General features: G+C 54.7%; 22 protein-coding genes and 1 pseudogene. 12 read left to right on the top strand and 11 right to left on the bottom strand.

What is annotated here, in order from left to right; genetic code table 11:
* Positions 1–33: 33 nt before the first annotated feature.
* Together KW839_RS00365 and KW839_RS00370 are read left to right on the top strand one after the other, a co-directional pair.
* Positions 34–663: a dTMP kinase gene (locus KW839_RS00365; RefSeq protein WP_218423019.1), complete on the top strand. Its 630-nt coding sequence runs from the start codon at positions 34–36 to the stop codon at positions 661–663.
* 125 nt (positions 664–788) lie between these two features.
* Positions 789–1,904: an aromatic ring-hydroxylating dioxygenase subunit alpha gene (locus tag KW839_RS00370; RefSeq protein ID WP_218423020.1), complete on the top strand. Its 1,116-nt coding sequence runs from the start codon at positions 789–791 to the stop codon at positions 1,902–1,904.
* A gap of 62 nt (positions 1,905–1,966) precedes the next feature.
* Here the strand turns inward: KW839_RS00370 and KW839_RS00375 are convergent, their stop codons facing one another.
* Positions 1,967–2,914 (bottom strand): site-specific integrase, encoded by a 948-nt coding sequence (locus tag KW839_RS00375; protein WP_060542094.1) that lies wholly within the window; start codon positions 2,912–2,914, stop codon positions 1,967–1,969.
* A 179-nt stretch (positions 2,915–3,093) separates the two neighbouring features.
* On the opposite strand from KW839_RS00375, the gene KW839_RS00380 reads away from it, so the two are divergent.
* On the top strand, positions 3,094–4,095 hold the full coding sequence (locus tag KW839_RS00380; protein ID WP_218423021.1) for a DNA-binding protein: 1,002 nt from the start codon (positions 3,094–3,096) through the stop codon (positions 4,093–4,095).
* Positions 4,096–4,476: 381 nt separating this feature from the next.
* On the opposite strand, the gene KW839_RS00385 is transcribed toward KW839_RS00380, so the two are convergent.
* The 7 genes from KW839_RS00385 to KW839_RS00415 all read right to left on the bottom strand — a co-directional run bounded on the left by KW839_RS00385 (position 4,477) and on the right by KW839_RS00415 (position 12,104).
* Complete coding sequence (locus KW839_RS00385) at positions 4,477–5,118, bottom strand: dimethylsulfonioproprionate lyase family protein (protein ID WP_256352438.1); 642 nt, start codon at positions 5,116–5,118, stop codon at positions 4,477–4,479.
* 55 nt (positions 5,119–5,173) lie between these two features.
* Positions 5,174–6,325, bottom strand: coding sequence for an MFS transporter (locus KW839_RS00390; RefSeq protein ID WP_218423022.1), 1,152 nt, complete (start codon positions 6,323–6,325; stop codon positions 5,174–5,176).
* A gap of 96 nt (positions 6,326–6,421) precedes the next feature.
* Positions 6,422–7,456 carry a GlxA family transcriptional regulator gene (locus tag KW839_RS00395; protein WP_218423023.1) on the bottom strand — a complete coding sequence of 345 codons (1,035 nt, stop codon included), beginning with the start codon at positions 7,454–7,456 and terminating at the stop codon, positions 6,422–6,424.
* 48 nt (positions 7,457–7,504) lie between these two features.
* Entirely contained in the window at positions 7,505–8,854 is a 1,350-nt protein-coding gene (locus KW839_RS00400) for an MmgE/PrpD family protein (protein WP_218423024.1), read from the bottom strand.
* Between the two features lie 87 nt (positions 8,855–8,941).
* Positions 8,942–9,985: a glycine betaine/L-proline ABC transporter substrate-binding protein ProX gene (gene proX, locus KW839_RS00405; protein ID WP_218423025.1), complete on the bottom strand. Its 1,044-nt coding sequence runs from the start codon at positions 9,983–9,985 to the stop codon at positions 8,942–8,944.
* A 68-nt stretch (positions 9,986–10,053) separates the two neighbouring features.
* A complete protein-coding gene (gene proW / locus KW839_RS00410; protein WP_263596769.1) occupies positions 10,054–11,058 on the bottom strand; it encodes a glycine betaine/L-proline ABC transporter permease ProW in 1,005 nt (334 codons plus the stop codon).
* Between the two features lie 8 nt (positions 11,059–11,066).
* The gene (locus KW839_RS00415) at positions 11,067–12,104 is read right to left on the bottom strand and encodes a glycine betaine/L-proline ABC transporter ATP-binding protein (RefSeq protein WP_056741622.1); all 1,038 of its coding nucleotides are present in this window, start codon (positions 12,102–12,104) and stop codon (positions 11,067–11,069) included.
* 449 nt (positions 12,105–12,553) lie between these two features.
* Between KW839_RS00415 and KW839_RS00420 the strand changes: the two genes are divergently transcribed.
* Positions 12,554–13,507: a LysR family transcriptional regulator gene (locus KW839_RS00420; protein WP_218423026.1), complete on the top strand. Its 954-nt coding sequence runs from the start codon at positions 12,554–12,556 to the stop codon at positions 13,505–13,507.
* A 114-nt stretch (positions 13,508–13,621) separates the two neighbouring features.
* Here the strand turns inward: KW839_RS00420 and KW839_RS00425 are convergent, their stop codons facing one another.
* A complete protein-coding gene (locus tag KW839_RS00425; protein ID WP_218423027.1) occupies positions 13,622–14,857 on the bottom strand; it encodes an aromatic ring-hydroxylating dioxygenase subunit alpha in 1,236 nt (411 codons plus the stop codon).
* A gap of 483 nt (positions 14,858–15,340) precedes the next feature.
* On the opposite strand from KW839_RS00425, the gene KW839_RS00430 reads away from it, so the two are divergent.
* The 6 genes and pseudogenes from KW839_RS00430 to KW839_RS00455 form a co-directional block, all read left to right on the top strand.
* Entirely contained in the window at positions 15,341–16,252 is a 912-nt protein-coding gene (locus tag KW839_RS00430) for a dihydrodipicolinate synthase family protein (RefSeq protein ID WP_218423028.1), read from the top strand.
* Entirely contained in the window at positions 16,245–17,762 is a 1,518-nt protein-coding gene (locus KW839_RS00435; RefSeq protein WP_218423029.1) for an aldehyde dehydrogenase, read from the top strand. Before KW839_RS00430 ends, KW839_RS00435 begins: the two co-directional genes overlap by 8 nt.
* A complete protein-coding gene (locus KW839_RS00440) occupies positions 17,759–19,105 on the top strand; it encodes an FAD-binding oxidoreductase (protein WP_218423030.1) in 1,347 nt (448 codons plus the stop codon). Before KW839_RS00435 ends, KW839_RS00440 begins: the two co-directional genes overlap by 4 nt.
* A 256-nt stretch (positions 19,106–19,361) precedes the next feature.
* Positions 19,362–20,375, top strand: a complete 1,014-nt coding sequence (locus KW839_RS00445; protein ID WP_218423389.1) for a GlxA family transcriptional regulator — start codon at positions 19,362–19,364, stop codon at positions 20,373–20,375.
* 35 nt (positions 20,376–20,410) lie between these two features.
* Positions 20,411–21,340: a DMT family transporter gene (locus KW839_RS00450; RefSeq protein ID WP_218423031.1), complete on the top strand. Its 930-nt coding sequence runs from the start codon at positions 20,411–20,413 to the stop codon at positions 21,338–21,340.
* Between the two features lie 39 nt (positions 21,341–21,379).
* Positions 21,380–21,511, top strand: a pseudogene (locus KW839_RS00455) (SDR family oxidoreductase); the annotation flags it as partial.
* Between the two features lie 109 nt (positions 21,512–21,620).
* On the opposite strand, the gene KW839_RS00460 reads toward KW839_RS00455, so the two are convergent.
* Both KW839_RS00460 and KW839_RS00465 read right to left on the bottom strand, forming a co-directional pair.
* Positions 21,621–22,376 carry an SDR family NAD(P)-dependent oxidoreductase gene (locus KW839_RS00460; RefSeq protein ID WP_218423032.1) on the bottom strand — a complete coding sequence of 252 codons (756 nt, stop codon included), beginning with the start codon at positions 22,374–22,376 and terminating at the stop codon, positions 21,621–21,623.
* Positions 22,377–22,388: 12 nt separating this feature from the next.
* Entirely contained in the window at positions 22,389–23,156 is a 768-nt protein-coding gene (locus KW839_RS00465) for an SDR family NAD(P)-dependent oxidoreductase (RefSeq protein WP_218423033.1), read from the bottom strand.
* A 735-nt stretch (positions 23,157–23,891) separates the two neighbouring features.
* Between KW839_RS00465 and KW839_RS00470 the strand changes: the two genes are divergently transcribed.
* Both KW839_RS00470 and KW839_RS00475 read left to right on the top strand, forming a co-directional pair.
* Complete coding sequence (locus KW839_RS00470) at positions 23,892–24,599, top strand: TetR/AcrR family transcriptional regulator (RefSeq protein ID WP_218423034.1); 708 nt, start codon at positions 23,892–23,894, stop codon at positions 24,597–24,599.
* Positions 24,589–25,365, top strand: a complete 777-nt coding sequence (locus tag KW839_RS00475; RefSeq protein WP_218423035.1) for a pyrroline-5-carboxylate reductase — start codon at positions 24,589–24,591, stop codon at positions 25,363–25,365. The genes KW839_RS00470 and KW839_RS00475 overlap by 11 nt, the downstream gene beginning before the upstream one ends.
* Positions 25,366–25,391 lie beyond the last annotated feature (26 nt).

Genomic DNA, 25,391 nt, shown 5'->3' on the forward strand with positions numbered 1-25,391 from the left:
CAAAAAAACCGTCTATCAATCGTTATGTGAAGAATGAATCGAGCGCTGTTTGTTTCTCTGGATGGACCCAAGGGCGCCGGCAAAACCACATTGCTGGAGGCCGTGACGAAAGCACTGCGGGCCGACAACAAAAAGGTGATCCGGCTTTGCGAGAAAAAAAGCGACCCCAGCAGGGGTGAAACAATGGCCCTGGTCAACAAGTTCGTCAGAGAGCCCACCAGGGATCTGGAGCTGGAGGTGTGTGAGCGCTTTGCGGATAGCCGTGCCTGGATTTCCCGGCACGTGCTGGCTAAGCAGCCAGCAGACAGCATCATCCTGATCGATCGCTGGTACCCGTCGGATGCCGCGTTTCGCCGGATACTCCCGTTTGCAGAGATTCTGCAGTTGAACATCGATCGCAACGTGCAAGTGCCAGACCTGCATGTCGGGGTAGTCACCGCCCCTGAAATTTCATGGGCGAGGGCGGCGGCACGAGGGCGTGGGCTGAGCAGTACGGTGATGTATAAGCTGGAGGAACAAGTCGCTTGTACCCGGGCGTTCGAGCAAGCGATTGCGGATAACGGCTGGGTGTTGTGCCGTAATGAAGGAACGATTGAGGATGCCACGTTACAGGTGGTTTCGCAGATCCATAGGGCCCTTCGATGCTTCCGGGGATTGCAATGAGGGGGAGACATTTTCGCGCAGAATGACCAAGGCGATAGTGCGGCATCGAAGTGAACGACCCTCGATGGGGTGAGCTCAAAGCATCGAGCCCCCAAACAACTCTCAGTCCATCTGGTCACACGGCAATGCTCAAAAATATCTGGTATGTCGTTCTTCCGTCATCGCAGCTCAATAACGGACTGGTGCCAGTTCGATTGGTTGGACAACCTTTTGTAGCGTTCCGTGATAACGCTGGAGTAGCTCACTTACTTTCTGATGTTTGCGTGCATCGGGGAGGATCCCTATCCGCCGGCCGCAAGGTCGCAGACGGCGTGCAGTGTCCATACCACGGTTGGCGGTTTGGGGCGGATGGAGTCTGCACCCAGATACCTGCGCAGCCAGACCTGCGGATTCCAGCAAAGGCCCGAGTAGACGCGTATCCAACGCTGGAACGTTACGGTTGGATTTGGGCTTTTTTAGGCGACCTCCCAGAGCCTGAACGTCCCCCTCTACCAACGCTCGATTGGATAGACGATCCAGCCATCCGGGTAGTAACCGGCCATTTTGATTGGGAGGCAAGCTGGGATCGGATTATCGAAAATGGCCTCGACTTCGCGCACGCCCCATTTGTACATGGCTCGACCTTCGGTGATCCGGATCATCCTGAGATTGAATCATTCGATGTAGAAACCGATTCGTGGAGTGCTCGTGCACAGATGGTTATGCGCAGGCCTGCGCGCAAAGGCATGCTAAGGCGCAAATCATCAACCGAGTTCTTGAGTGTGGCGACTGTTCCGGGTTTTCATTTGTCAGGCCCCTGTACAACTCTGGAGCTCGAATTGCCTAATGGCTGGAGAATCCACATCGTCTCGGCGCACGTCCCGACCGACGCCAGCCACACTCGGACCTGGTGGATGATGGGCAGAACAATTCTCCGATCTCGACTGCTTGATCGAAGGTTTGTTGCCAGCAATATTCGTATCTTCGAACAAGACCATGGCGTACTCAAAAACGTGCGTCCCGAGCGAGTCCCGGACTCATGGCAGCAGGAGGTTTCGTTGAAGTCGGATGCGCTTCAGATTGCTTTCCGAAAGCGCGTGCAGGAACTGGAGCAGCGAGGCTGGCGTATTGATGAAGAACGTCTCGCTCGAGAATTCACGGGACGTAAGGCATGCGCTATACCAAGCCCCGAGCGCCGTAATATTCGCTCCTGGGCGATTGAGCCAATTCCAGTGGTAGACATCACACACGAATGCAAATAACGCTACGCGATGCAGGCTGAACCAGGCCCTTTGAGCCAGATCGATCCCAGTTTAAGGCGACTTTAAAGGAGCACCATTTCGGGCGCCGGCGGCCTCATCGCAAGGCCGCCAAAAGAGGAGCCCGCATCAACGTATTTCAGCGCTGACTTGATGTCCTTCCAGCCGACATAACTCATCAACGACTTGATGTCCCAGCCATTAGCGCTAGCCCAAGTGGCAAACCCGCGCCGCATCGAGTGGCTACTGTAGATATCCGATGGCACACCTGCCTGCGTGAAGATGCGACGAAGCATCGGGATCAAGCTGTTGGAGTTTATGCCACAGTCAGCAAGGTTGCCCCAGCGATCGATCTTCCGGAAGACGGGGCCATGGGCAATGCCGGCAACCGTAATCCAATTGATGTAAGCCTGAACAGGACATAGCTTCTTGAGGGCAGGGGTGTGGAATGTCGTCCCCTGGTACTGTCTGTCACCTTTCGTGTGAGGCAGATAGAGCGTAATGCCCGTGCCTGCCTGCGCCTGAGTATGCTCGACCTGGAGTCGTGCCAGCTCGTCTGCGCGAAACCCCCGCCAGAATCCGATCAACACCAGGGCAATATCGCGTCGACATTTCATCACGCCCCTGAGGTCATTGCGCTGCGCCGCAAGATCCGCTTCGCGCTCAAGCCAGCTCACCGCCATCTCCAGGTGGTTCAGGAGAAGAGGGGCCGCCTGTTTTTCCTGGGCTGGATGCAATGCACGTATGCCCTTGAGCATCTGCCGCACGTTCGGCGTTTTCGTTGGATCGGGAAATCCCTGAGTGATGTGCCATTGAGCCAGGGCGGCCAGGCGCTGCTTCAGCGTGCTGATGGTGTGCTTGTCCGCGTACTCCGCGAGGTAACGCACGATGCCATCGCCCGTCGCTGGCAGAAACCCACCCCAGGTCACTTCGAAGTGTTCCACCGCCGCACGGTAGCTACGTCGGGTGTTTTCCCGGGTTGCCGCCTGCAGATAACGATCAGCTTTGTTCATCTTGACTCTTCTACGCGAAACGTAACTTTGCGGTGATGGAACATACCAAATACATCTTTATGATGCGATAACGCTCAATTATTTGTTCATAGTATATAGAATTTTGTGCCTGTTTTTTGAGGTTGGCGTAAGATGTAATTACGTAATACGTTTTACACTACGAAATAGTAGGAGATGGCATGGCACGCGGCGGGGTAAACAAGGCAATCGTCCAGATAGCGCGAGATGCGCTGATCGCTCGAGGTGTAAATCCGAGCATCAACGCTGTGCGTGTCGAGCTTGGAAATACTGGCTCGATGACGACCATTGCACGGTATCTAGGCGAACTCGGGAAAGCAGAACCGCTCCTGAAAGAACGTCGCGAGCGCTTGAGTGAAGAGCTCACCGGGCTGGTTGGCCAGCTGTTGGATCGTTTGCTCGAGGAGGGTGCCCAAGAAGTATCCGAGGCGCGGGCTGAGCTCGATAAGCACCGAACGTCAGTCAATGAACAACTTGCGCAGACTCAAGCCGCCTTGGCGGACTTGCAGCGCCAGCACGATAATCTTCAGGCAGCGCTCGACATCCAGGCAGGCGAAATGAGTACGTGCCAAAGCAGCTTGCAATCCGAGCTCACTCGCAACGCTCGCCTGAGCCAGAGCTGCGCTGACCTGGAAATACGGATACATGAGAAAGATCAGCAGATTCGCTCGCTGGAAGAAAAGCACTTGCATGCTCGTGACGCGCTCGAGCATTACCGCACGGCTGTGAAAGATCAGCGTGAACAAGAACAGCGCCGTCATGAAGGTCAGCTCCAACAAATCCAGGTGGAGCATCGTCAGTTGCAGCAGACACTTTCGGTGAAGCAGGACGAACTCAGCCGCTTGAATCGTGACAACGAGCGGCTGCTCAGCGACTCCCGCCAGCAGGCCAGGATGTTGACTACCCAACACGACACCATTGAGAAACTCACGGGTGAGCTCAATGTCTTGGCCATCGCATCAGCTAGAGAGGAGGGGGCTAAAGAGCAGCTTTTCGTGCAGCTATCCCTTTCCCGTGAAGAATCCGCTTCCCTGCGCGAATCCGTCATTCAGGCTGATACACGAGCCCAGAGTGCGCAGGCGCTTCTGGAGTCGACTCAGAACGAGGTCGAACAACTGCGCCATAAGCTGAAGCAATCCCAACATGATGTGCTCATCAAGTAGCCCTGAAACGCTGGATAGGCTTCCAGGTAAGGCATGTATAGCTCGCTCGGTAGGTATCGGCTGATTTTACCGGATGAATCTGATGCCTATTGTTTTTGGGACGAGTTCCGGGAAGCGAGTCAGCGAGTCGTAAGCCCAGAACATCACTGGGCTGCGATCAACCTGCAGGCTCCTATCGAGCATCCGCTGGAGTTTGACTGTGCAGGCGAAGTGCTGGCCAGATGCATTTGAAATGAATGCGGCTGTTCGTCGATTCTTATTCATGGCTGCCGGCTCTCTGGTGCATACCCGCGAGATCAGCAAAGGCTGGGCTACGGTGTTGTTGCATTCGCGACGTACGATCAGCAAGTGGGCGAACTCAAGCGCCAGATTGTCGGCGCATCAATCCATTGCATGGGAAAGTCCCCAAAGTGCCAGCAACGGTTTGTCGGTTGACCTCATGGAATGGACCGCCGATGGTGGGTTGAACACTACGCCGCCCGGCCCTGGATTCCACCAGCCGATATCTTTTCGGTACCAGTAACCTTCCGATAAAACGACATAAAACTCTGCCGGAGGATGCTTGTGGTACGGATAGCAAAGTTCGGGCTCCATTACCGCCAATCCCACTGTCAAAGTTGAACATTCAAGCAGTGCGCCTTTGCCGAGAATCAGCGCATGTCGGTGCCTTTCTTCAAACGCATCATCGTCCCCTTCTGAGGCGGATCGCTTTATCCAGCGACTACTGGACAACAGGGTCTCAAGAGCCGATAGCAGAATCTTGAAGTCCCGATCCGTTCGCGGAGCATCCGCCAATGCCCGCGCTACCGTGGGCTCCAGGCAAACGGGCAGGGAAGCGCCCGAGAACGGAGGCAAGCCGATGTCCAGGCGCGCATTGCTCAAGGAGCGAACACAGATTTCTGAATCCATGCCATCAACACCACTCACTTGAGAATACCGGGCCAGGATTCGCAGGAGTGCCTCGCGCATCACCACTCCCTGTATCAGGAGTTCTTGTTCCGACATTTGTGGGTACGACTGCATGACCGTTTACCTCTTGTCGCAATGCCAATGCTGAATCGCGCCGGAAACGATTGGGTCAATTACGAAGAAATCGTGCTGTTGCACTGACAAAAACAAGGAGAACAATCAGACAGCCCAGAGCGAACGACAAGGTACTCAGATGGGCGGCCGCCCCAATAAAAACGGGACCGATCAGAATGCCCGCGTAGCCCATCGAGATGACAGTGGGGATGGCTACCGCCTGTGGCATACGTTGCTGCCGGCCTACAGCAGTAAAGATCACTGGGACAATGTTCGAGCAGCCAGCTCCGACCAGGGCATAGCCGAGCAGGGACGCGGGCCAGCCATCGAGTCCAAGCGATACAATCATGCCTGCGGCGGCGCAAAGCCCGCCAAGCGCAACGACGCGCACGTCGCCCAGCTTGCTGACGATGGCGTCCCCCGTCAGGCGGCCCACCGTCATCGCAGCGGCGAAGGATGCGTAGCCCAAACCGGCGATGCTCGGCTCTAACCCTCGGTTTGAGACAAGGAAGACAGCGCTCCAGTCAAGCATTGCACCTTCAGTGAGGAAGACGATGAAACAGAGTGTCCCTAAAAGCAGCACGATACCTCTGGGCACCGCGAACAATGGACCACCCCGTTCAGTGCCGTAAGTCAGCAAAGCAGGCGCAGCCTTGTAAAGCGATCCCAAAACGGTGGCTACGATACAGAGCGCTGCAATCAGTGGATCCAGCCCTAAGGTCAGAAGAGCGGTCATGGCCCCGGCGCCCACTATGCCTCCGACGCTGTAGAGGCCATGGAATCCGGACTGAAGTGCCTGCCCGCTGTTTTTCTCGACGATGACGGACTGTATGTTCATGGCGCAATCAAGCATGCCCATGCTGGCGCCGAAGATAATGACAGTGATGACCAGACCCGGCAGCCACACCAAGGTGCTCAACAGCGGAAGAACGGCACACAAGATTATCGTCGACCAGATTACGACCGGTCGGCAACCATAGTGTGCAGTGAGATAACCCGCGAAGGGCATGGCCACAATAGATCCGCCGCCCAGGCCAAGCAGCAGCAACCCCAGGCCACCATCGTCCAGGCCAGCGCGGGCTTTAACCAATGGGACCAGAGGCGCCCATGCGGACATGAGCAAGCCCGCGATAAGGAAGGCGATGCGTGTAGACATCCGCTCGCTATGGTTAGCCGCGGGTATTAACACCGGCGATGGAGCATTCATAATTCTCGGTAATCCTTATCGATGATGCTAGCCATCGTTGACTCGGCTTGGACAGTGCGGGTTTCGTATGTTTTTCGCGTGCCCGGGTTTCGAAACTTAACGCCTGCGCTCATACGTTGCTCTATAGCTGCTTGGCGCTACGCCAAAAAAGTCCCGAAAGCGCATATGGAAGTTGGCGAAACTACAAAAGCCGGTCGCAATCGCGATATCGGTGATTGGCCGATTGCTCTGCAGAATAAGCTGTCGTGCTCGAGTCAAGCGCAGCTCAAGGTAGTAACGCGTGGGTGTGGCGCCCACGAAACGGCAGAAGCGACGCTCCAATTGTCGTCGGGAAATGTTCACACATTCAGCCAGATCGTCGATCGATAGCGGCTCTTCGATATTCTTTTGCATCAGTTCTAGAGCGAGCTTCAGGGTTTGTGGCAAGGTCGGGTCAGAGTCAACGATGACGGTCGATATCCCTGACACTTCAGAGGCTTGATCGCAACTGAGTATTTCCTCGACAGCATGGGTCAACGACACACCTTGTTTAGCGGTGATGAGCTCCAGCATCATGCGTAGCGAGCTGCTGGCGCCGGCGCATGTGATACGGTTTCTATCTAATACGTGAGTCCGACAAGTGACCAGGACTTTGGGGAAAACATCCTCCATCATCGCTCGCCCATCTGGATGGAAGGCACACTCGACACCGTCCATTAGCTGAGCTTCCGCCAGGAAAAACGCGCCGTTCCACAAACCGCCCATGGTCGCGCCAAGAGAGGCGACGTTACGTAGCTTGCGCCGTAACAGAGGGTCGCTCATCAGCTTCACTCGCAATCCACCAGCGACAATGAGGACGTCGATGCGATCCGGTAGTTGGGATAACTCCAGGTCCGCTGAAATTGCAATTCCCAGGTCGCTCATCACAAGACGGTTCTTGATGCCGACCGTCAACACCTCAAACGCCGGTGTCTCGCTAATCAGGTTGGCGGTCACCAGCGCATCGATAGCGCCGGTGAACGACATCATCGAGAAATTGTTCAAAAGCACGAAAGCTACACGAGTCACCGCCTGCGGCTTTAATGGTTTCTCCGCCGTATAGGAGTACCCCATGTTCTTGTCTTTAAGCACGCTCTCGAATACGAATGGCATAAATCCTCTTTGACACCTGAACGAATAGCTAAGAAACCGTTGCGGAATCTAAACAGCGGTTTTTGGAGCGGACAACAACAAATCAAAGAATGATTGGCAGTCATCACTACCGGGCAATGCTTCAACACTGTTCTTGATGGCATTACTGAGTGTGGTACCCAAACTGTCATCAGCCAGTAAATGGTATTTAGCAGCGAATTCGTCGCTCGACATAGGGTTGCCGGGGTCGCCCTTGGCCGTCGCGGTCGGGCTCGTAAGACGCGTGCCGTCTTTCAGGGTAACCGTGACGCGGGACAGAATTTCCTCCGGGAACCTGGCAGACAGGTCAGGCGCCTCATGAAGGGTTATCTTCCCGCTGATGTTCAAGATGTCCGGCGCATGAATGGAAGCCCCGGTGACCTCTTTAGGCCCCAGCTTGCCGCGAACGATCAAGGCAGCCAGCGGGAACGCTAGCGCATATTGGGCCTCGTCCGCATTCTTCGGAAAATGCCCCTGCAAGCACACGGACTCATGGAATGTTTCGACATCTATGGCCTCGATCACCTCAGCAGTGACGGCTGGATGTGCTCGCATCAAATCGGTCATGGCTGTGAGTGCCGGTTGCGCCCAGCGACATACCGGCCAGGGTTTGAAATACTGCTCGTCGATCTCCCAGCGGGCTCCGATGTCCTGCCAGAAAGTGGAAATCTCCAAAGGTTCAACAGTGGCGGCTGGAGCGCCGGTGACACCGAGCTGTGCCATGAGTAGTGCGTTCAGTCCGGCATACGCCCCGGCACCGTGGGCATCACGCAACATCGTCGGAAAATTTACCAGGCGCATCATCGGGCACCTGGGGCCAAAGTATTCCGCGATACCCAGTGCATGACGGAACGTCGTTTCATCAAGCTTCAGCAAACGGGCGCCAGCGCAAACGACCCCGATCCCGGAAAAGGCACCTGACGCATGATATTCCGGAGCCGTGGCCATCAATGCCTGGCCCGCCCGCAAGGCGGTCTCGTAACCGATGCACAGTGCGCTGAGGAACTCTTCGCCGCTGATGTCTTTGCCCTGACCGCGATACGCGTCTACCAATGCAACAATGGCCGGGACTACCGTCGCACCCGCATGCCCCTTGGAGGTGAAGTGACCTTCATGTGCATCCAGGCTATCTACGCAGAAACCGCCTGCATACGCGGCGCCCAATGGATGTACGGCTCTGCCGTCGAACCAAAGGCGGCTGGACAGCTTGTTGGCAGAGTAGTGGGTGTCAGCGTAGGTTTTGAGCATCCCGCTGGTTTGATTGTCGCGAGCACCGGCGGCCACACCAATGATGTCGAGCAGGCAAGTTTGAACCAGCTCGCGTGTATGCAGGGGCGCGTCCTTGTAACTGAAACTCTGGACGAATGAATACAACTGCATTTCAATATTCCCAAGTGATGAACGCCGAAACGGATAAAAAAGTTGCCCGGTGAAGGGCAACCTTTTACGCAGCTTTATAAGAAGGGACTAATTCTTTGCGGTGGCGGTATTTGCCGCGGCTCGTGCATCTGCCAGCCAGCTGTCGTATTTCGCGCGATGGGCTGCGATCCACTCTTTGGCGTGACGAGTAATGTCAGCTGCACTTTTTTCACCGTTGTGCATTTTGAGATTTTGCGCGCTTTCATCGTCGGTAGTGATCTGCATTTCAGACAGGAATTTCACGGCAGCCGGATTTTTCTCGGCGAACTCTTTGTTGATTACCGCTTTGACACTGTCTACCGCGAAACCAAGGTTTTTGCCATTGAAGGTAGTGTTGACATCGTTTTTGCCGCCTGGAAGATCCGTACGCGGCACGGTTAGCCACACAACATCTTTGCCTTCGACCAGAACACCGGAGATCCACTGAGGCACCCAGGTGTAATAGAGAATCGGTTTGCCTTGTTTATAACGAGCGATAGTGTCAGCCATCAAAGCAAAGTAGGAGCCCTGGTTATTTGTGACGGTTTTTTCCAGGCCATAGGCTTTCATATGGTGGGCAATGATCAGCTCACAGCCCCAACCGGGGTTGCATCCTGTGAGGTCAGCTTTACCGTCACCATTACTATCGAACAGCTTGGCAATCTCTGGCTTTTTCAAATCATCGATATTGGTGATGTGATACTCATCAGCCGTTTTCTTATCGATCATATAGCCCTGCAAAACACCCGGCATAACGTCGCCGGTTTTGACCATCGTCTCATCACCGCCGGCCTTCTGGTAGAAAGATTTGTGCAGTTCCTCCCACAGATGTACCGAGAAATCAGCGTCACCATTGGAAATCGCCACCATCATGGTGGAGTACTCAGTTTCCTTGGGCGTCTCAACGTCGTAGCCCAATTCCTTGAGACCCGCCATTGCAATCTCTCCGCGGAATCGCTCTTCTGCGATTGATGGGAAAATAGGGGTGATTGATACCCCTTTTCCTGGCTCCTGCGCCGTGGCGGCCGATGCGAAAACAGGTGAAACAGCTAGTACTAAAAGCGCCACAGAATGAATGAATTTCTGTTTTATTCCGACTGTTGTGAAGTTCATTATCGTTTACCTTGGCTGGATTACTAAGTTGGCATTTCTTTTGGTTCACGACGCGCCGCTTAGCGGAGTTAGCTTTCTTTGGGACTGACTTCTATTTTCGTAACAGTGTTTTTTCTCTTCAGGCGATAAATGACACCCGCCGGGCCGGTCTGGTACCAGTGCTCACCTTTGGTTGCTCTGTTACTGCGCTCGCCCATCGCTTGGGTCAGGCGGTCGAGGAAAATCGCCAGCAGTACCAGCCCCAATCCACCGACGGTTGCCAAGCCCATATCAAGGCGGCCAATCCCGCGAAGTACCATCATCCCCAACCCGCCAACCGAAATCATTGATGCGATCACCACCATGGAAAGCGACAACATTAATGCCTGATTCAAACCCGCCATGATCGTCGGTGCAGCTAAAGGAAGTTGAACTCGCCTCAGCATCTGGCGTGGAGTGCATCCAAAAGCCCTGGCGGCCTCAACCTTATCTTCCGGTACCTGGCGAATTCCCAAATTAGTGAGCCTGACGAGTGGGGCTACCGAAAAGATGATCGTGACCAGTACACCCGGTACGTTGCCGATACCGAACAGCATCACGACGGGTACCAGGTAAACAAATGCGGGCAGCGTTTGCATGGCGTCGAGTACCGGACGCAGAAGCATCTCCAGTCGGTCACTACGGGCACACAAGACACCCAGCGGTATGCCAATAACCGCGCAGAAAAACAGTGAAGTGAGCACCAAGGCGAGGGTGATCATGGCGTCATTCCATACGCCGATCACGCCTAGTAGCGTAAGAGTTACAAAGCAAAGAATACCTATTCTTTTTCCGCCTACCTGCCAACCAAAGAGTGTGGCGATAATAATGAATATTGACGGAGGAATGGCCAGTAGTCCGTACTGAATACCATTAAGTACCTGGTCGATTGGCCATCTTATCGAGCGGAATACCTCGCGGAAATTCTGAACCATATAATTCAGGGAAACTTCTACCCATTGGCCCAAAGGGACGTTGATGGATTGAAACGGGTCTAGAAAACTGAATTCGTTCATGTCATCACCTGAATGTCCGAGCCTGGCAAGCCAGCAAATAGAGACTATTAGTGTCGGCTCATTGTCTGGAGCAGTAGGCTCTTGGAGATCGTGCCTTTGAACACACCCTGGCGATCCAGGACGGCAACCGGATTAACTGCATCCGCAACGATGTGAAAGACGTCCTGCAGCAGTACATCGTCGCGCAGCGTAGGAGTGGATTGATCCATGGCGTACGGGTGCTCTGCGCAAATTTTGGCAACATCACCAGCCTTGAGGATCTTCGAGGCATCAAATCCTTTGAAGAAAGCCCTGACGTAATCGTTCGCGGGGTTGCACAGCAGCTCTTGTGGTGTACCGATCTGTACTACCCGGCCGCCTTCCATGATCGCAATGCGATGGCCGATGCGAATCGCTTCGTCAATGTCATGGGAGATGAAGATGATGGTCCGATGTTGTTCTGCCTGCAGGCGGATCAGTTCGCCCTGCATTTCGTGGCGAATCAACGGGTCAAGTGCCGAGAAGGCTTCGTCCATCAGCAGGATGGCGGGGTCGTTGGCCAGCGCTCGGGCCAGGCCTACCCGCTGTTGCATACCGCCGGACAGTTGGTGCGGATAGCTATAGGCGTGGCCCTCGAGCCCCACCTGTTTGAGTGCCTCGAGTGCGCGTTTATGTCGTTCACTTTCCTCTACACCCGAGATTTCCAGGCCGAAAGCAACGTTGTCGATCACACTCATGTGGGGCATCAGGGCAAACGACTGAAATACCATGCTCATGTCTTTGCGACGAACGCTGAGGAGATCAGCGTCCGACAGACCTGTAATTTCCTGGCCGTTTAGATGGATCGTTCCGGAGGTTGGCTCGATCAGTCGATTGAACAACCGGACCATTGTCGACTTCCCGGAACCGGAAAGCCCCATGATGACGAAAATCTCTCCACGTTTTACGGAGAAACTGGCATCAAAAACGCCAACGACTTGACCTGTTTTGCTGAAAATTTCATTCTTATCAGCACCGCGAGCCAGCATCTCCATCGCGAGCTTCGGCTGTGCGCCGAAGACTTTGTAAATATTTTTTACCGAGAGTATCTCGTCACCAAGACTCATAACCCCTCCTGCTGCAAATACGACGTAAGATCAAGAATTTATATATACGTATCTTAGTCAGTTAAGACGGTGCTTATAGGGGCAGTCAAGCTGGGAAAAAGGTGGGGAGTTAGTCATTGTGACCATCCTCTTTATTATGTGATGTTTATTATTGTTGTTTTGTCGGCGCTGAATTAATCAGTGGCTTGGGACCCAAGTTATTACCTTATAGAGTCAGCGTCTAACAACATTTCTTCCAGCCTATCAATAACGTCATGTTATCAATCAATTGAACGTATCAATTTGCGACTGCAACAGTGCTGGTTGCGAAGGCGACTGCCGCTGGCCCTGTCTTAGACCCTCTGTTTCAGCTACGCTCCAGCCAAGGCTCTAGGTGGAACCCCTCTCGCCGACCTCGTCCCTAACGGCCCTCCAAAGGGCCCCGAACCGGATATTCAATACTCTAGGTTATGGTTAAGCACATCGATCCAGACATGACGCTACTGAAAATGCCGTCTCTGAAAGCAGTGAAGTCATTCGTAGCCGCCGCCAAATATCAGAGCTTTACGCGTGCGGCTGAAGCGCTGTGCGTTACTCAAGCGGCAATCAGCCGTCAGATTCGGGAGCTTGAGGCGTACCTTGGTGTGGATCTCTTCAAGAGGGTGGGGCGAGCAGTCGAGTTGACGGAAGCCGGATCCATCTTTTTTGATGCGGCACAGATATCTTTCGTCAACATTTCCCAGGCGGCGGAGCGTATTCGCACCAACAATGCAGGCAAGCGCACGTTGACGCTTTGCTGTTCTCCCGCGTTTTCAGCCCTCTGGCTCGCAGCGAAGCTGCCAGGTTTTTTTACCAAGAACGCAGACATCGACCTCAACCTGGTAACCACTCAAAACTTCTTGTCGATGGAGCCGGGTGTAACTCCGGACATCTTCATCACAAAAATGGCCAGGGTTCAGGATGGCTACCGCAGTTATCCGTTGTTTCATGACGTCATCTACCCGGTGTGCACGCCTCGTTACAAAGAGGAGCACCCTGAGCTGTCCAGCCTGGAAGGATTACGCGACGGGGTTTTGCTAAACCTCAGCCCCTATGGCAGATCCCAGGTAGCGGAGCACGTTGACTGGGGCGTTTGGTTGGCTTATCACGATGTTGATATCGATAAACGCCCCCACGACAGCCCTCACGTTTTTAACGCGAACGACTACAACCTGGTAATCAGCATGGTGTTGACCCATCAGGGCGTAGCCCTCGGATGGAATCACCTGGTTGCAAATCTGATCGAAAACGGCACGCTGATTCGGCCGATCGAAGAAGAAGTAGTTCTCCATGAAAGTCAGCACTATCTGACATTTCGAGAAGACCGGATCAATGACGAAGCCTGTTGCCGGCTACGCGACTGGATTCTCGCCCAGTTTTCCTGAGCTGTTTTGACGATGGGAGTACTGACTGAGCAGTGACTCGGGGGGCGAGGAGGGGAGAAGTTTGGGAATGCCGGTGGTGATCATTCGTGGCTCTCACCACCGACAGTTTTGCACTTAGCCGACAGATCTTAACGGGATCGTGTCATTGAGCTGCTCAAGCATCGTTTTGCAGTACCAGTCATCAAACTGGCACACACCAATTTCGCTGGCCACCGACAATGGGCCCGGCTCGTAAGCAGGAGAGCTGACGCCGACCTGTGCGCCTTCAACCAAGGTGCGATCCTGGTCATTGGTTGCAAGCCATACCTTGGTCAGGCGATCGATGTCGTAGTCGACACCTTCCTGCGCGTCCTTCTTGACGAGCCATTTTGTAGTGACCATTGTCTCGCCCGGACCAAGGGGCAGGACGCGGAAGCTCAGCGCGTGATCGCCCAGAAAGTGGTTCCAGGTTGATGGGTAGTTGAAATAAAGCAGGGCACCGATGTTGGCTTCACCGGTTGTGTCCAACCGGCCAGCGACCGCAGGCTTGCCATCCATGGTGTAGCTGACGGCCCCGGAAAACAGGGGGATGCGCGTCATTCGGAAACGACCTTCATCATCCATGACCAATCGGCTAGGCAAGCCTGCAGCTTCGCAGCGATCCCAGTGCTCTTTGAGTTCGAGATCTTCATCGCCGCCGGCGCCGCCCACTGATGGGTTGTCGACGAATGAGTGCATCAATTCCGGGTGAGTAAAATCGCAGTGGTAACACTCGCGGTTGTTCTCGAAAACCAGTTTCCAGTTGCCTTTCTCGATGATGTTCGACTCAAACGCGACTTTGCAGTCGTCCAGGTTATGAGGCGCAACGAAAGGGGTGACGGATTTTCTGAACGACGAAAAGTCCGGGGCAACATCCGCGACGCACACATAGATGTAGGTTTCAACGACCTCACAATGCACGGGTTTCAACCCATGCTGAGACTTGTCGAAATCCTCCGCCATGTTCCCGGCGAACAGCAGGCGGCCATCCAGCTCGAATGTCCATTTGTGGTAAGGGCACACCAGCTTGGCGACCTTGCCGCTGGCTTCCGGGCACACCTTGGAACCGCGATGTCGGCAGGCGTTGTGGAAGGCCCGAATCTGCTTGTCTGCGCCGCGCACGATAGCTACGGGGTAATCGCCGATTTGCAACGACAGGTACTGACCCGACTTCTCCAGCTCAAATGTGTGCCCTGCGAAGATCCAGCTTTTGTGCCAGATCTGTTCCAGATCCTGCCTGTAAACGTCTGGATCGCTATAAAGGGCACCTGGCAGCGCGTGGTCAGGCTTGCGCTGCGCGATAAGATTTGAAACTGCCGATTTAGTGCTCACGGTCAACACACTCCAAAATACCAAAGGGACGACAAAAGACCATTGTTTGCATCAATCTCGAAAGTGGATAGCGCCATTTCGCCGGTAAAATATCGATGTTGTAAAGACTACGTCTGCAATCACACCCCAACAAGAAACTTTTACGCTTATCAATGCATAAACAAATGTTATCGATCGATAGCATGGCTTTAAGTTGATATTCGCAACCAGCTGATATTAAAGGATAAAATATTTTTGATTCTGTGCGCTATATCGCTTTAAAGACGTCTGCGCGAGGAAGACACGCTATTGACCACTCTGTTGCCCCATGCCAGTCTGGATTCAACAGCTAACGGTACTTAGTCAGTAAAACAACCTCTGGCGATCTCGTGTTTGAGCATTGGCAACAGTCCCGTGAAAGCATGGGGATTGTTATTGTGTTCAAGGCATCAACGCTGACGCGCTCGTTGATCTTCCGCCTAACTCGCATTCGGAGCATTTATCTTGAAATTTGAAGGTATCTATACGCCAGCAGTAACTCCTTATAATTCTGATGGAGATATTGACTGGAAAGTGTACTCGGAAGTTTTGGAGTCGCTGATTGAGGCGAAGGTGCACGGCATTATTATCGGCGGGTCGACCGGCGAGTATTATGCGCAGACCGCCGAAGAGCGCACTGAGTTGGCGGCCTACGCCAAAGACGTGATCGGCACTCGGGTGCAACTGATCGTCAGTACCGGAGCGATTCGTACCGAAGATGCGGTTCAGTACGCCAAGGATGCCAAAGCGATCAAAGCGGACGCCATTCTCGTCACGTCCCCACCTTATGCGCTGCCAACCTCACAGGAAAACGCGATTCACGCGCTAACTATCGATCGCGCAGCGGATTTGCCGATCATGCTTTACAACTATCCGGGACGCATGTGCGTTTCGATGGATGAAGAGTATTTCACGCGCGTCAGCCAATCGAAAAACGTCGTCGCCATCAAGGAAAGTTCCGGCGACATGGGCCAGGTGCATATGCTGGCCCGGCAGTTCCCCAACATTGCCTTGTCCTGCGGATGGGACGACCAGGCCCTCGAATTTTTTGCCTGGGGCGCCCGCAGCTGGGTGTGCGCAGGTTCCAACTTCCTGCCCAAGGAGCACGTTGCGCTTTATGAAGCCTGCGTGATCGAAAAGAACTTCGACAAAGGCCGTCAAATCATGTCGGCAATGATGCCGCTGATGAATGCCCTGGACGGTGGCAAGTTCGTGCAGTCGATCAAGTACGGCTGCGAAGTTGCCGGATTGAAAGTCGGTAACGTGCGCCTGCCATTGCAGCCACTTGAAGCGGACGAAAAGCAGAGTTTCGCGTCGGTCATTGCCGAACTCAAACGTAACGTAGCCAACATTTCTTCGGGAGCCAGCCATGGGTGATCTTCTGAGCAAGGCCGAATATGCCGCTCTAGCCAAAGACATTTCGTTGCCATCCAAGGCGTTCATCAATGGCGCGTTTAAATCCGCGATCTCGGGCGATACCTTCGCCACGAACAACCCGGCAACGGGTGAGTTTTTGACAGATGTCGCTGCCTGTGCGTCCGAGGATGTCGACTTTGCGGTGCGTAACGCCAAAGAGGCCTTCGAGGATGGACGCTGGAGATCTATTTCTCCTCGGGAGCGCAAAGCGGTTCTGTTGAAGTTTGCAAACCTGCTTGAAAGCCATCAATACGAACTGGCGGTCCTCGAAAGTCTCGATAGCGGCAAACCGGTCAGTGAATGTCAGTTGGTCGACATCCCGGACACCATCCACACGATCCGCTGGCACGCAGAACTGATTGACAAGATTTATGACAACACTGCCCCGGTGGGCAGCGACGCACTGACTATGGTGGTCCGGGAGCCGATCGGCGTGGTGGGCTGTGTTTTGCCGTGGAACTTCCCGCTGCTGATGCTGGCCTGGAAAATCGGCCCGGCGCTTGCTGCGGGCTGCTCGGTCATCGTCAAACCCGCCGAGCAAACTTCGCTGACAACGTTACGTGTCGCTCAGTTGGCTTTTGAAGCCGGAATACCTGCAGGTGTACTCAACATTGTGACCGGCACGGGCAAAGAGGTCGGTGAGCCCATTGGTTTGCATAACGATATCGATATGGTGAGCTTCACCGGGTCCACCGCGACCGGTCGCCGTTTCCTGCATTACGCCGCCGATTCGAACCTGAAACGCATCGTTCTGGAGTGCGGCGGGAAAAATCCGGCCGTGGTGATGGACGATGCCCAAGACCTGGATCTGGTCGCTCAGCATGTCGTCAACGGCGCGTTCTGGAACATGGGCGAAAACTGCTCCGCGACTTCACGTCTGATCGTCCATGCGTCTGTTAAAGACGAGTTGCTGGAGCGTATGGGCGCCTATATCCGCGAATGGAAGATGGGTGACCCACTCGATCCGCAGAACCGCGTAGGGTCGCTGGTTAGCCCAGAGCATTTCGCAAAAGTGAAGTCGTACCTTGAACACGCCGCCAGCGGAAATCTTGAAGTTGTTTACGGTGGCGCAACTAAAGACGGTGCCTTTGTGGAGCCAACGGTAATTGACGGTGTTGGCCGAGACAACCGGCTGTTCCAGGAAGAGATCTTCGGCCCGATTCTCTCGGTCACCACCTTCAACACCATCTGCGAAGCCATTGCGCTGGCCAATGACACGGTCTACGGCCTGGCGGCCTCTGTTTATACCGGCAGCTTGCGGCGGGCAATCAAGTTGTCGCGGGAAATTCGCGCGGGCATCGTCACCGTGAACTGCTTTGGTGAGGGCGACGCCTCGACACCATTCGGTGGCTATAAGGAGTCGGGCTTCGGCGGTCGGGACAAATCCATTTTTGCCCATGACCAGTACACCGAAATCAAAACAATCTGGATCGATGTGTCTGATCGGTCGGATGAAGAGACCAAAAAATGAGCACCCATACCATCAAGCGCCTGCCGGTAGACACCGGGGTTTCGGGTTGGGAGGCGATTTCCGCACGCACTGCGCCTGTCCGCATGCTTGATGGAAACGTGAAGGCGGACTGGCTGATTATCGGGGCCGGTTTTGCCGGCCTGTCCGCCGCTCGCAGACTTTCACAGCTGCACCCGGGTGACAGCATTGTTGTGGTCGATGCTCATGAAGTCGCCAAGGGGCCGGCGGGCAGAAACTCTGGTTTCATGATCGATGTGCCGCACAGTCTGTCGTCTGGGGAATACTCCGTGGCGAGTGAGTCTGCAACGGCGCTGGAAATCACGCAAAATCGTTTTGCGATTGCTTTTGCCGCTGAAGCTGCACGGGAGTACGGCATGTCTGCCGATACGTTCGACCCTTCCGGAAAGATCAACGCGGCCGCCACTGAGCGGGGATTGAAGTTGAACGTCAATTACGCTCAATCCCTTGAACGCATTGGCGAGAAATTCGAGATGTTTGATGCCGCGCAAATGCGCGAAATCACTGGGTCCACCTATTACCACGGTGGGATCTACACCCCCGGTGCAGTGTTGATTCAACCCGCGCAATACATCAGGGACCTTGCAGCAGGGCTCGAAGGGAAAATCACGCTGTTCGAACGCTCTCCGATTGTTGAATTGACCAAGCAGGGAAGCGGTTGGAGCGCTCGATCTCATAACGGGACTGTGCACGCACCCAAGGTCATTTTGGGGGTTAACGGGCACATCGAAGACTTTGGCCATTATCAAGGACGCCTTTTGCACGTCTTCACTTACGCCTCAATGACGGCAGCTTACAGTGATGATGCATTCAGGAAAGAGGTGCCGGGCAAAGCCAGATGGGCGTTGCTGCCAGCGGATCCAATGGGCGCGACCGTTCGCAAGATCTCTTCAGACGGTCTCTCGCGTATCGTCATCCGGACAAAGTTCACCTATGACCCAAGTATCCAGGTTACTCCAGAGCGGGTAGCTGCGGTGGCCAAAGAACAGCGACATTCCTTGGACGCCCGCTTTCCCGAATTGAAATCCATTGCGTTGGAATTCAGTTGGGCCGGCCGTCTGTGTCTGAGTCGTAACAGCGCCGCTGCATTTGGCGAGATCGAAGAAAACCTGTACTCAGCTTGCTGCGAAAACGGACTGGGTACTGTGAAAAGCACCCTGGCAGGTATGATGGCTGCGGAGTTGGCATCGGGTACGCGTTCGGAGTTTCTCGATAGCTTCAATCACGCAGCAGGCCCCAGCAAGCTACCGCCCAAGATAATAACGAAACTGGGCGTCAGTTCGGTTATTCGATGGCATGAGTTTTGGGCCGGGCGAGAAGGTTAGGCACGATCTACGAAGCAAAGGGTGAGGCATCGGTAAAAGTCGTCAACCTTTGACGGCATGAAACCAGGTGGTAGCGGCTGGGATGAAGTGATAGGTCACAACACCATTTTCGCTGATGACAAAGACCCTCGAGCCCACGGGTTCCAGCACGCATAAGAGTTTGGTCACGGCGCCAGCGGTTGATTCTTCGGATGCGCAGTTCAACCGTGGTTTGAACAATGGCTGCGTTCGTCAGTGTAAAGAAGCGAGGCGTGAAGTGATCGAACGACGAGATTTCAGCGGGTGTATGAAAGGTAAAAACCTGCGCTATCTGGAAGAAACTCGGAGTGAGCCGACGGCTCATGCCCGGGCAGGTTTTTTACTGCTCGAAAACTTTTCGTTGCCTGCGTTTACGCAAGCTCTGGATACGATTGTCACTGCCAACCTCTTGCGTCCCACGTTGTTCTCATCGCGAACCTTCGGGTTGCAGAACGGAGAGGTCACCAGCGACCTCGGCCTGGTCATTCGACCGGATGCGCGTTTGGACGTCACAGCACTCAAAGACCTTAATTTGCTGGTCATATGCGGCGGCTACCGCACCGAACTCAAAGTCAATCACGAGCTGATCAGCGTCCTCAAAACGGCATCAGAACTGGGTATCACACTGGCCGGGCTGTGGAATGGGGCGTGGTTTTTGGGCGTGTCAGGCCTGCTTGAAGGATATCGTTGTGCGATTCATCCCGAGCACCGACCCGCGCTCGCAGAGATCTCCAAAGTCACTCATGTCACCAGTGAAGCATATGTCATGGATCGGGACCGGCTGACGGCTTCAAGTCCGGTGGGTGCTTTTCACATGGCCCTGGAGTGGATCAAGGGGCTGCACGGTAAGGCGCTCGTCGAAGGCATCGAAGACATTCTTTCTTTCGAAGAGTCGCGCTATCGGCGTATCAAACCTACGCAGAACATCTCGTTGAGCGCCCCCCTCAAAGAGGTGGTCAAGCTGATGGACGCTAACCTTGAAGAGCCGCTGCAAATGGACCAACTTGCGGTTTATGCCGGGCGTTCCCGTCGACAAATAGAGCGCTTGTTCAAAGAACAACTGGGTACCACACCGCAACGGTATTACCTGGAATTACGCATTACTGAAGCACGGAGGTTGCTCCAGCATACAGAGCTGTCTCAGGTTGATGTGCTGGTCGCATGCGGCTTTGTTTCGCCGAGCCATTTCAGCAAATGCTACAGCTCGTATTTTGGTTACCGGCCATCCAAAGAAATGCGGCTGGTGAAATAGAAAAGCGGATGGCGCTTGTGTTTATGGAGGAGGGCATGACCGAGGTGCGATTGAAGAGCGACCGAACAAAAAAAACTGCGCATTTAACTACGCCCACCATTGCCGGTAATCCAGGGGTCGCGAGTCCCCAACTCGGGATTTTCCTCTGCCTGCTTTCAATGCTGATTTTCGCCAGCCAGGACGGCATAACCAAGGTGCTTGTCAAAGACTTCCCGGTTGCCCAACTGGTCATGGTGCGTTATTGGGTGTTTGTCGCTTTTGCCGTCGGATATGCCGCCTATCAGGGGCGGGTAAAGGAATCGTTTCGGAGTAAGCGCCCTTGGCTGCAAATCATTCGAGCGTTGCTGGCCGTGGGTGAAACACTGATGTTTGCGGTGGGGCTACGATATTTGGGCCTGGCCGAAATGCACGCGCTCTATGCCGTTTTTCCGCTGATGGCACTGGTCTTGGCGGGGGCCGTGCTTGGGGAGTTCATAGGTCTGCGGCGCTGGATTGCTGCGGCCATGGGGTTCACCGGCACACTGATCATCCTGCGGCCAGGCGCGGGCGTCTTTGAACTCGCGGCGCTGATCCCCCTACTGGCTGCTTTGGCGTTCGCGGTGTTCAACGTACTGACGCGCCGGATCAGCCAGCACGACTCCTTTGCTACAAACATGCTCTTTATGGCAACTGTGGGAGCCCTGACGGTCACATTTGCGGGGCTACCCGCATGGGTTACTCCGACTCCCGCCCAAGGGCTCTTGATGGGGATCCTGTCATTGACGGGAGTGGTCGCTCAGATTCTGCTCATTCAAGCACTGAAATACGCGACCGCATCCACCCTTCAGCCTTTCAATTATGCGCTTCTGGTGTTCGCCACTTTCATCGGCGTAATCGTTTTCGGCGAGCACCCGGATACCTGGGTGGTTGTCGGCGCAGCGTTGGTGATTGTCGGTGGGCTATATGCGATCAAAGCGAAGGCGTGATCATGCAGTACCACGCTGATTGGCTCAGGTGATTTCTGCCGGGCTGGCCGTCCTGAAGAAGTGGCGGCTGCCGTTACGTTCCTGGTCTCACCTGAGTCCAGTTACATCACCGGCGAGTTGCTGGTCAACGATGGTGGTAATTGCCTGATAGAGAACAAAGCACCCAAGTAATCAATGCGTGCCCGCCGCAACATTTTGCAGCGGGTCAGAGTCCGGCAGGGCGCGACTTGCAGCGGAGGTAGGAGACTGATTTGCTCCGTAGCAGTCAAGGCCGCGTCGATCAAAACGGCAGTGGCAGTTTCGCCGTGCGCCCCCCATCCACCACCAGCACTTGCCCGGTGATGAAGGCCGATGATTCGGAGGCCAGGAAAACAACTGTCCCGCCAACATCCGCCGGCAATCCGGTACGCCCGACCGGGTGAAGGCGCAGGAGTGCCTGGCGCGCCGCATGCGGATCAGCTTGAGCGCAGAGGTATGCATCACTCAAATCGGAATTGATCCACCCTGGTGCAATGGCATTACAACGGATGCCGTCCCGGCCGAGATCGACTGCCAAGGCTCGGGTCAGCCCATGGATGCCGGCCTTGGAGGCACAGTACGCAGCATGTTCAGGGTTGGCGCCTATCCCTTCGATCGACCCGATGTTGATGATGCTGCCACCGCCTCGCTGACGCATCTGAGGCACCAACGCCTTGCACAAGAACGCTGGCGCCCGCAGATTGACAGCCATCATTCGATCCCAGTCATGCTCGGTCATTTCATCAATGGTTTTCTCGAACATGAACCCGGCGTTGTTAACCAATACATCGATTCCGCCAAGCTGCTCTTTGGCGAACTGTGCAATCAAACCGGGTGACTCCATCGAGGCGAGATCAGCCTCGACGAAATAGACTCGGGGGTGATCTCGCAAGTCGTCGTCAAGTGCCTGGCGCTGAGCGATCAACACGCAAGCTCCCGACTCAAGCAATTGTTCGGTGATGCCTCGGCCAATCCCTCTGCCGCCCCCGGTCACCACTACATTTTTACCTTTGAGCATCGCTACCTCTCCTTAGCCGGACACCGGCTTGGCGCCTGTGACTTCTACCGTTTCGCCGGCAATGTACCTGGCCTCGTCGGACGCCAGAAATGCGATGACATCCGCAATGTCTTCAGGCTCGGCGATACGGCCTAATGGCACGCTCTTGTTCAGTTCTTGCACGGCTTTGTCCGGATCCAGGCCGCGACGCTCAAAGCCGCTGCGTATCATCGGGGTGTTGATTTCGTGCGGGCATACGGCATTGACGCGGATGCCCAAGGGGGCGCAATCGCGGCCCAGATTCTTGGTTAAAGCCGCGACAGCCCCTTTGCTTGTGCAATACGCCACATGAGCGGGGCCTGGATAGATGCCCCATACAGATGATGTGTTGACGATTGCGGCACCGGGGCGATTTTTCATGTGCGGTATCGCTGCACGGCAGATGAAGAACACTGCATTCAGGTTTACGCCCATGGCGTCAAACCACATGTCATCAGTGGTTTCCTCAATCGTGCCGCGGGGAATGATGCCCGCATTGTTCAATACGACGTCGATCCCCGAAAAAACATCGACGGCACTCTGGACAATCGCTTCGCAATATTCTTTACGGCGTAAATCGCCTGCCACGTAGTGCACTTCGGCGCCCAGTTCACGGACTTTTGCGGAAATTGATTTGCAACCGGCTTCATCAAGATCAGACAAAACAAGCTTTGCGCCTTCTCGGGCGAACAATAACGCTAACGCCTGCCCGACACCGCCTGCAGCGCCGGTAATGACCACCACTTTATTATTGAATTTCATAGGTCAACCTACCTGATAGTTCTTTGGCGCAGCCATTATTTAATTTCAATGGACCGCAGCGTCTAGCAACTTTTTTACTGGGCCAAAGATAACGTGGCGTTATCAAAATATTCTGAATCCAGCTTTTGAAGTCGTGCACAGGCAGGTCGACGTGGGGTGAATCCTGGTTGGCTGTCAACCCATTCTCTGTAAGAGCAACGATCATTGTCATAGTGCGCGATCCAACGGGACGCCTGCCGTCATGACCTGGAGTCATCATTTGTCGAGCTAAAATACCATTATGGGCTGGGGGGTATCAGTTGCTAATTTCCAATATGTAGAAAGCTACAAGTTGCAGTTTGCCAGCCTCAATATTTTTGCTGATAACACCTAGGTCGTTTTATGCGCAGAGTGAGCACCCAATGAAATAATAATAAATACCCATTGGTAAAAAACTTTTTGGTTGCGCGCACAGCACGCATGCCCTTGGCAACTCCGCTGGCTAATAATAAATCGCGGACAGTTGCATGGAAAAACGTTATGCGGGAAAACTGGTATTGGTGCCACCATCGGTGAACCCGTAGCGGTATATCGCTGAGTTGAACTCCAGCAGCGCTTGAATCGGGTCATTGATGGCGTGCTCAATTGATTTGGCGATTTAGCGTCTCGAAAATGTACGCAGCTGTACATGCCGTGTACGCCACAGGTCCTGAGGTGTACAGTGATGAAGAATTTTCAAAGAAAGGTGCAACCCGAATGTCACAGACAGGAAGGGCGAAAACCAAAGCGCAGGACGCAGGCTGGCGAGGCTCTGTCGATGGTTGGCTAGACGCCGCCTACGATGCTCTTAAAGAGTCGGGTGTGGATGCTGTACGGGTGATGCCGCTGGCCAAACGCTTGAATTTGTCTCGTACCAGCTTCTATTGGTTCTATGAAGATCGGGAGCAATTGCTCGCGGCACTCCTGGCTCGATGGCGGGACAAGAATACCGGCGGTATGGTCAGCCAATGTGAGAGTTATGCAGAAAGTATTTCCGAAGCGATTCTCAACGTCTTCGAGTGCTGGGTGAACCCTGAGATTTTCGACTCGCAATTCGAATTTGCCGTGCGCAGTTGGGCGCTGCAATCGGACGAGGTCACTGCTGAAATCGCCTTGGCCGATGAGGCACGCATGAATGCCTTGGCGGCGATGTTCCGGCGGTTTGGCTACGACGGCGAGGGGGCTGACGTTCGGGCCAGGACTATCTACCTCACACAAATCGGCTACATCTCCATGAAAACCAATGAAGATATCGTCGTTCGATTTCGACGGATTCCTCAGTACGTGAGCGTGTTCACCGGCAAAGTACCGAAGCGGCGCGAACTGGACCGCTTTTATGGAAAGTTCGGCTACGCAGAAAAAGAGCCCGGCGTTTTCGTTCCCTTGGTCGAAACATTCGAGGAGTCCACTGCCGATGGAGAATAGAACGCTGGGCATCATCGGGGGCACCGGCTGGCTCGGGCGTGCAATCGCCGAGGCGCTCCTTGAAAGCGGTTTCGTCAAGCCTGACCGTTTGTTGATCTCGAACCGTTCCGGCGTCAGTACTTTCGAGCCAGGCGTGAGGCTGCTGGCCGACAACCAGCAGTTGGTGGACCTCAGCGATATTGTCGTGCTGTCCATCCGGCCGGAGCAGTTTCGTGAAGTGCAGATCAACGCCAGCGGCAAGATGGTAATTTCCCTGATGGCCGGCGTTCCGGCGGCAGCCATCAGCGCGGCCACCGGTGCGGATGTCGTGGTGCGGGCCATGCCGAATGCCGCCGTGGAAATCAGGCAGTCGTTCACGCCTTGGTACAGTGTCGAAAACCTTCCAGAGCGCGACCGCAAGTGGGTGCAGCGACTGTTCGAGTGCGTAGGTTCAGCGGACGAAGTGCCTGATGAAGACTGTATTGATTACCTCAGCGCGTTGTCCGGGACTGGGCCGGCCTTCCCGGCAATGTTGCAAATGGTGCTGACTAATCAGGCGGTGGCTGCGGGGATTCCCCTTGCCATCGCGCAGCGCGCTGCACAAGGCGTGGTGGTGGGGGGCGGCCAGATTCTTGCCAGTCGCGATCCGCAGCAAATGATTGAGTCGTTGATGGCTTACCGTGGCGTGACGGCAGCAGCGCTGCAGTCGATGGCCGATCAAAACATCGAGTCCATTGTGGGGCAGGCAGTGAAGGCAGGCGCTGAGGTTGCGCGGCGGGGAATGTAGCCAGGGCAGGGGATACGCAGTGAAGG

Origin of the sequence: Pseudomonas sp. PDM31 (assembly GCF_019218965.1) — a bacterium.
Classification (GTDB): Bacteria; Pseudomonadota; Gammaproteobacteria; order Pseudomonadales; family Pseudomonadaceae; genus Aquipseudomonas.

What these genes read in the sequence shown, in the direction of transcription:
- KW839_RS00365 (WP_218423019.1), top strand. Translation starts at nt 34, where the DNA reads ATGAATCGAGCGCTGTTTGTTTCTCTGGATGGACCCAAGGGCGCCGGC.
- KW839_RS00370 (WP_218423020.1), top strand. Translation starts at nt 789, where the DNA reads ATGCTCAAAAATATCTGGTATGTCGTTCTTCCGTCATCGCAGCTCAAT.
- KW839_RS00375 (WP_060542094.1), bottom strand. Translation starts at nt 2,914, where the DNA reads ATGAACAAAGCTGATCGTTATCTGCAGGCGGCAACCCGGGAAAACACC.
- KW839_RS00380 (WP_218423021.1), top strand. Translation starts at nt 3,094, where the DNA reads ATGGCACGCGGCGGGGTAAACAAGGCAATCGTCCAGATAGCGCGAGAT.
- KW839_RS00385 (WP_256352438.1), bottom strand. Translation starts at nt 5,118, where the DNA reads ATGCAGTCGTACCCACAAATGTCGGAACAAGAACTCCTGATACAGGGA.
- KW839_RS00390 (WP_218423022.1), bottom strand. Translation starts at nt 6,325, where the DNA reads ATGAATGCTCCATCGCCGGTGTTAATACCCGCGGCTAACCATAGCGAG.
- KW839_RS00395 (WP_218423023.1), bottom strand. Translation starts at nt 7,456, where the DNA reads ATGCCATTCGTATTCGAGAGCGTGCTTAAAGACAAGAACATGGGGTAC.
- KW839_RS00400 (WP_218423024.1), bottom strand. Translation starts at nt 8,854, where the DNA reads ATGCAGTTGTATTCATTCGTCCAGAGTTTCAGTTACAAGGACGCGCCC.
- proX (WP_218423025.1), bottom strand. Translation starts at nt 9,985, where the DNA reads ATGAACTTCACAACAGTCGGAATAAAACAGAAATTCATTCATTCTGTG.
- KW839_RS00415 (WP_056741622.1), bottom strand. Translation starts at nt 12,104, where the DNA reads ATGAGTCTTGGTGACGAGATACTCTCGGTAAAAAATATTTACAAAGTC.
- KW839_RS00420 (WP_218423026.1), top strand. Translation starts at nt 12,554, where the DNA reads ATGGTTAAGCACATCGATCCAGACATGACGCTACTGAAAATGCCGTCT.
- KW839_RS00435 (WP_218423029.1), top strand. Translation starts at nt 16,245, where the DNA reads ATGGGTGATCTTCTGAGCAAGGCCGAATATGCCGCTCTAGCCAAAGAC.
- KW839_RS00440 (WP_218423030.1), top strand. Translation starts at nt 17,759, where the DNA reads ATGAGCACCCATACCATCAAGCGCCTGCCGGTAGACACCGGGGTTTCG.
- KW839_RS00450 (WP_218423031.1), top strand. Translation starts at nt 20,411, where the DNA reads ATGACCGAGGTGCGATTGAAGAGCGACCGAACAAAAAAAACTGCGCAT.
- KW839_RS00460 (WP_218423032.1), bottom strand. Translation starts at nt 22,376, where the DNA reads ATGCTCAAAGGTAAAAATGTAGTGGTGACCGGGGGCGGCAGAGGGATT.
- KW839_RS00465 (WP_218423033.1), bottom strand. Translation starts at nt 23,156, where the DNA reads ATGAAATTCAATAATAAAGTGGTGGTCATTACCGGCGCTGCAGGCGGT.
- KW839_RS00470 (WP_218423034.1), top strand. Translation starts at nt 23,892, where the DNA reads ATGTCACAGACAGGAAGGGCGAAAACCAAAGCGCAGGACGCAGGCTGG.
- KW839_RS00475 (WP_218423035.1), top strand. Translation starts at nt 24,589, where the DNA reads ATGGAGAATAGAACGCTGGGCATCATCGGGGGCACCGGCTGGCTCGGG.